Genomic DNA, 5,715 nt, shown 5'->3' on the forward strand with positions numbered 1-5,715 from the left:
GGCCCTGTGGCACCGCCCGCCGCGCCCTCCCCGGAACCCGCGGGTGGGAGCGGCGGGCGCCCGCGGGGGACGGGCTTCCCGCGCCGCGCGGGGTCACAGGTCGACCGTGCCCCCGCACCGCCAGTACCGGGTGCGGTCGCACTCCATGAAACCCTCGTCCAGCAGTCCCCGCCGGAGCACCGCCACGTCGGCGCTGAACCGGCGCAGGACCGCGTTGACCTCGGCCCCGCTGTAGCGGACCCCCGGCTCGAACGCGCACGCGACCTGGTCGAGCAGGACCAGCCGGGCGGAGCGTCGGACGGGGATCGCGGTGATCCGCCCGTCCGTCATGCAGGCGCGCAGCACCTCCAGGCGTTCGCTCTCCGACAGGGGTCCGTCCCACACGCCGCGGGCTCCTCTCAGCGGCCGACCAGCAGCATTCCGTGCACGACCGTCTCGACCCGGCGCGCCGCCTCGTCCGGGTCTATCGGCTGGAGCGCGTAGGAGACGGTGAGCCGCACGTTCACGTCGGCGACCGCGTCGGCCACCGACACGTCCAGGTCGGGGCGGCGCTCGTTCAGCATGGCGGCGATCCTCTCCCCCAGGACGTCCAGCAGCGGGGCCGAACGGGTGGTGAGCACCGGCAGGAGGTCGCGGTCACCGGTCACCACCGCGTGCAGCAGGGGGCTGTCCCGGGCCGCCCGCAGCACCAGTCGGGTGGCACGGCTGACCGCGTGGGCGGGGTCGCCGTCCTCGGCGTCCAGCAGGAGCACCACGCTGTCCAGCAGGGCGTTGACCTCCCGCACCACGATGGCCTGGAGCAGACCCTCCTTGCTACCGAACACGTTGTACAAGGTCTGGCGGGACACCCCTGCCGCCGTGGCGATGTCCGCCATGCGGCGCTCGGCCCAGCCGCCGGAGACGACCTCGGCGCAGGCGGCGTCCATCAGCCGATCCCGTGCCGGGGCGCCCTCGGCCCGCGTCCGTCCGCTCACCGTGTCCATGCCCCCATCCTCCCACCCGCGCTCGCGCGTCCCCCTCAACCCGGCGGTCCGCGGGGCCGTGACCGCCTTGTCCGGGATCCGCCCGGGGGCCGTGAGCCGGTTTCAGCCCCACAGGACTCCGCTAACACTCTGATCACGCGCGTGTGCCGCTTTGGCCATGTTCGTGCCCGGGAGGGTAGCGTTACCGGCCATGGCGTCCTTTGACGATGATCTGCGGCTGGCCCACGTGCTCGCCGATGCTGCCGACGACATCGCGCTCAAGCGTTTCCGAGCGCTCGACCTCGTCGTCGACACCAAACCCGACCTCACACCGGTGACCGAGGCCGACCGGATGGTCGAGGAGACCCTCCGCGGGGTCCTCTCCCGTGCCCGGCCCCGGGATGCCGTGGTCGGTGAGGAGTACGGCCGGACGGGCAACAGCAACCGGGTGTGGGTCATCGACCCCATCGACGGCACCAAGAACTACGTGCGGGGGGTCCCCGTCTGGGCGACGCTGATCGCCCTCCTGGAGGGCGACCGGCCTGTGGTAGGCGTGGTGTCCGCGCCCGCGCTGTTCCGCCGCTGGTGGGCGTCCAAGGGAGCCGGGACCTGGCAGGGCCGCAGCCTCTCGAAGGCGTCGCGCTGCCACGTGTCCAAGGTGCCGGACCTGTCGGACGCCTCGCTGAGCTTCTCGTCGCTGACCGGCTGGGAGGAGCAGGGGCGGCTCGACTCGTTCCTGGGACTGACGCGCTCGGTGTGGCGGACCCGCGCCTACGGCGACTTCTGGTCGCACGTGATGGTCGCCGAGGGTGTCGTGGACATCGCCGCGGAGCCCGAGCTGTCGCTGTGGGACGCGGCTCCGCTGCCGATCATCCTGGAGGAGGCGGGCGGCCGGGCCACCAACCTGCGGGGTGAGGGCTTCGAGGACGGCGGTCCGCTGGTGTGCACCAACGGCGTGATCCACGACCAGGTGCTGACCTGGCTGAACGGCGGCCCCACGCCGCTGCGCCGGAGCTGACCTCCCGGTTTCCCACCAACGCCGACCACTGTAAGCACCCAGTCGATCACGTTGCGTAGTAACGTGCGACGTATGCTGACCACGAAACCCCTCGGGGCCGCCCTGTGCGGTGCCGCCGTCCTGCTGGTCACCGCCTGCGGCGGCGGCCACGGGTACAGCCCCGAGGAGCTCAACGAGATGATCGTCGACACCGTTCGCGCCTCCGCCAGGGACAGCGCGGACGGTCCGGGCGGGCCCGAGACGCTCTTCGACCCGACCACGTACATGTGCACCCCCGCGGTGGACGCCCGGACCACCGACGCCTGGCGGACCACCGCCCCACGCTCCCCCGTGGACCTCGGGGACTCCGTCGAGCTGGGCGTCCTGGCGCCCGAGAGCGCGGAGGCCTCCTCCGTGACGGCCTCCGTCATCGGGCCCGGCAGAGGGTCCGCCGCGGCCGTGGCCGACACCGAGCCGGGCGAGTGGAGCAGCGTCCGCTACCCCGACGACTTCGAGGCGTCGGCCGAGAGCGGCGTGCACACCGTCATCTGGTCCGACACGGAGTCGGGGACCCCGCTCACCTGCGACGGGTTCGAGGTGGACTGACCCCCGGCCCGCACGCCCGGCGCCCCGGTTTCGGACACGCCGAACGAAAATCGCTGACAATCCGAAATTCCCCCCGTGGGGGGTGAACCGAACACACCCTTCCCTGCGATGGCTCTGATGACACCGCGCCAGCCGCGGACACCCCGGCGCCGCCGTCGCGGCACCGGCACACAGACACCACGGAAGGGGCCGAATGCTGCGTTCCCTCACAGCCGGGATCGTGCTGGCCTTCGCCGGTTCACGGGCCAACGTGGCCAGAACCATCCTCTCCTGCGCGGGCATCGTCGTCGGCGTGGGCGCGCTGGTCCTGGTGGTCAGCGCCAGCGACTTCGGCCAGCGGTTCGCCACCGCCTACAGCGAGGCCAACGCCGGACGGCCGGCGACCCTCGAGGTCAGCGTGTTCGACGAGACGATCACCGACCGTGCGGCCTTCGAGGAGGACCTGGTCCGCGCGGGCGGCCAGGACATCTCGCTCTACCAGATGCCCGCGGCGCCGCTCACGATCCGCTCGGGCGACTCGATGATCAGCGAAGCGGGCTTCAACGCGGTCGACCCGACCCTGGGCGACATCCGGCGGATGAACATGCTGGAGGGCCGCTGGTTCACCGACGCCGACACCGGGTCCCTCGCCCCGGTCATGATCGTCAACGAGGAGCTCGGCGCCGCGCTCGGCGACCTCGCCCAGGTCCAGATCGGCACCGACCGCTGGATGGACGTGCGCGTCATCGGCGTCCTGGAGGGCTCCGCCCTGGACTCCGGCTGGTACAGCGCCTACCTCCTGCGCTCCCCCGCGACCGAGGAGCTGATCTTCGGTTCCGAGGCCTCCGACTCCGAGGAGGAGGAGTCGGAGGCCGAGGCGATGTACACGATGGGCTCCGCCACCACGTACCAGGTACGTATCGACCCGGAGGACCCCGCCGCGTCCGACCCGTGGGGGGAGATCTTCACCGAGCGGCTCGAGTCGGCCTCGTGGCGCTGGGGCGTCGAAAGCCAGGAGTCGATCTCGTCCTACCGCTCCGACTACGCGGAGATGACGAACGAGGCCATCACCTACCTGTCCTGGGCCCTCATGGGCATCGCCGTCATCACCCTCACCACCGGCCTGCTGGGCGTGCTCAACGTCGGCCTGGTCACCGTGCGCGAGCGCCGCCGCGAACTGGCCACCTACCGGGCCCTGGGCGCGAGCCGGTTCACCCTGTTCGTGGCCGTGGTCATGGAGTCGGTCGTGGTGTCGCTGGTCGCCGGCCTCATCGCCATCGCCGGGTGCTGGGCGGTGCTGGCGATCGGCGCCACGGTCCTGGAGGCCTTCGTCCCCCTGCCCGACGACATCCCACTGAACATCCCCCCGGCCGGGGTACTCGTCGGCCTGGGCAGCGCCGCACTGGTGGGGCTGCTGGCCGGGATCATCCCCGCGATGCGGGCGCTGGGTGCGTCCGTCGTCGCCGGACTCCGGGAATAGGAGACACACGTGAAGAAGTGGATCATCATCGGGGCGGTCCTGGTCGTCCTGGGAGGACTGGCCGGCTCCGGTTACCTCCTGTTGGGCCGGCTGGGAGGCTCCGCCGACGACGAGATGCTCCTCGACCAGAGCGCCATGGACGTGGGCGGCGTGCCGGTCGCGGTGGAGCTGGGCGAGATCAGCTCCGTGATGGTGCTGGACGCCGTCGTCGAGGCCGAGCCCGGTGAGAGCGTCAAGGCGCGCAACGGCGGTACCGTCACCCACCTGTGGGTGGCCGAGGGAGCCGAGGTCGAGGAGGGCGCGCCGATCCTCAACGTGAGGGTGCCCGACGAGGGCGCTCCCCCGGAGGACGGCGGGGAGGAGTCATCCGCCCCGGCGACCACCGAGATCACCCTGTACGCGCCGGCGAGCGGCACGGTGTCGGGGCTGGACGACGTTCTCGTCGGCGACGTGCTGGAGCCCGGAGCCGCGGCCGCGAAGGTCGCCCCGGACGCGTTCCGCGCGGTCGCCGCCATCCCCGCCAACGACCTCTACAGGTTCTACGAGGACCCCGAGGACATCATGCTCAAGATCGACAGGGGTCCGCCGGCCGACGTCTGCGAGTTCCTGTCCCTCGGCGCGGGCGACGGTGCCGGTGAGGACGCCGGGGGCGAGGCCGGCGGCGAGGGCGGTGGCGGTGGCGGCAGTGAGCTCGTCTGCAGTGTCTCCTCGGACCTCCAGGTCTTCGACGGAGTGCAGGGCAAGCTCTCCGTCGCCACCGGTGGGGCGGAGAACGTACTCGTCGTCCCGGTGACCTCGGTGCGCGGCACCTCCGAGGAGGGCGAGGTCGTGCTGGTCGCCGACGACGGTTCCGAGGAGGTCCGCGAGGTTCGGCTCGGGGTGTCCGACGGCTCCTTCGTCGAGGTCAGCGACGGGCTGAGCGTCGGCGACATGATCATGGACCCGGTGCCGCTCGACCCCCGCTTCGACGTCCCCGGTGCCGAGGACACCGAGGAGGACCTGGTGGAGGGGGAGGGCTAGATGTCGGTCCACGTACCGGCCCCGGAGATCGGGGCTCCCCCGCAGGACTCCGCCCCCCTGCTGAGCGTGGAGGAGGTGACCCGGCACTTCACCGTGTCGGGGGACCGCATCGACGTCCTGCACGACTGCACGTTCCAGGTGCGGCGGGGGGAGGTCGTGGCGATCGTCGGGCAGTCCGGCTCGGGCAAGTCCACGCTGCTGAACATCCTGGGCCTGCTCGACAAGCCCAGCGGCGGCACCTACGCGTTCGACGGGGTGGACACCACCGCGCTCGGCGAGGGGCGCAGGTCCCGGCTCCGGGGCGAGGGCATCGGCTTCGTCTTCCAGCAGTTCCACCTGCTGGAGCGGCGCACCGCCCTCGCCAACGTGGCGGTGCCCCTCGTGATCGCCGGGGTGCCGCTGCTGAGCCGCCGCTCGCGGGCCCGCGAGCTCCTGGAGTCCGTGGGTCTGGGGCACCGGTTGCACTCCGAGCCGCACCAGCTGTCCGGCGGTGAGCAGCAGCGTGTGGCCCTGGCGCGCGCCCTGAGCCGTGACCCCGGCCTGGTCCTCGCGGACGAGCCCACGGGCGCCCTGGACGCCGCGAGCAGCACCATGATCATGGACCAGCTGTTGGAGCAGGCGAGGATCCGCGACTCGGCCGTGGTCGTGGTGACCCACGACCCCAAGGGGGC

At 72.0% G+C, this 5,715-nt stretch carries 7 protein-coding genes; 5 read left to right on the plus strand and 2 right to left on the minus strand.

Annotated elements, in window-relative coordinates:
- Positions 1 to 93 precede the first annotated feature (93 nt).
- Both ACFWTE_RS29485 and ACFWTE_RS29490 read right to left on the minus strand, forming a co-directional pair.
- Complete coding sequence (locus ACFWTE_RS29485; protein WP_378783198.1) at positions 94 to 384, minus strand: DUF2087 domain-containing protein; 291 nt, start codon at positions 382 to 384, stop codon at positions 94 to 96.
- Positions 385 to 398: 14 nt separating this feature from the next.
- A complete protein-coding gene (locus ACFWTE_RS29490; RefSeq protein WP_378783199.1) occupies positions 399 to 983 on the minus strand; it encodes a TetR family transcriptional regulator in 585 nt (194 codons plus the stop codon).
- Positions 984 to 1,173: 190 nt separating this feature from the next.
- Here ACFWTE_RS29490 and hisN point away from each other — a divergent pair, with 190 nt between their 5' ends.
- From hisN to ACFWTE_RS29515, 5 genes are all read left to right on the plus strand, one after another.
- On the plus strand, positions 1,174 to 1,980 hold the full coding sequence (gene hisN / locus ACFWTE_RS29495) for a histidinol-phosphatase (protein WP_378783200.1): 807 nt from the start codon (positions 1,174 to 1,176) through the stop codon (positions 1,978 to 1,980).
- 72 nt (positions 1,981 to 2,052) lie between these two features.
- Positions 2,053 to 2,565, plus strand: a complete 513-nt coding sequence (locus ACFWTE_RS29500; protein WP_378783201.1) for a hypothetical protein — start codon at positions 2,053 to 2,055, stop codon at positions 2,563 to 2,565.
- Between the two features lie 193 nt (positions 2,566 to 2,758).
- Positions 2,759 to 4,024: an ABC transporter permease gene (locus tag ACFWTE_RS29505; protein WP_378783202.1), complete on the plus strand. Its 1,266-nt coding sequence runs from the start codon at positions 2,759 to 2,761 to the stop codon at positions 4,022 to 4,024.
- A gap of 9 nt (positions 4,025 to 4,033) precedes the next feature.
- Positions 4,034 to 5,044 carry a peptidase M23 gene (locus ACFWTE_RS29510; RefSeq protein ID WP_378783203.1) on the plus strand — a complete coding sequence of 337 codons (1,011 nt, stop codon included), beginning with the start codon at positions 4,034 to 4,036 and terminating at the stop codon, positions 5,042 to 5,044.
- The coding region (locus ACFWTE_RS29515; protein WP_378783204.1) for an ABC transporter ATP-binding protein at positions 5,045 to 5,715 on the plus strand (671 nt) is incomplete at its 3' end.

This window comes from Nocardiopsis sp. NPDC058631 (assembly GCF_042716955.1).
GTDB lineage: Bacteria > Actinomycetota > Actinomycetes > Streptosporangiales > Streptosporangiaceae > Nocardiopsis.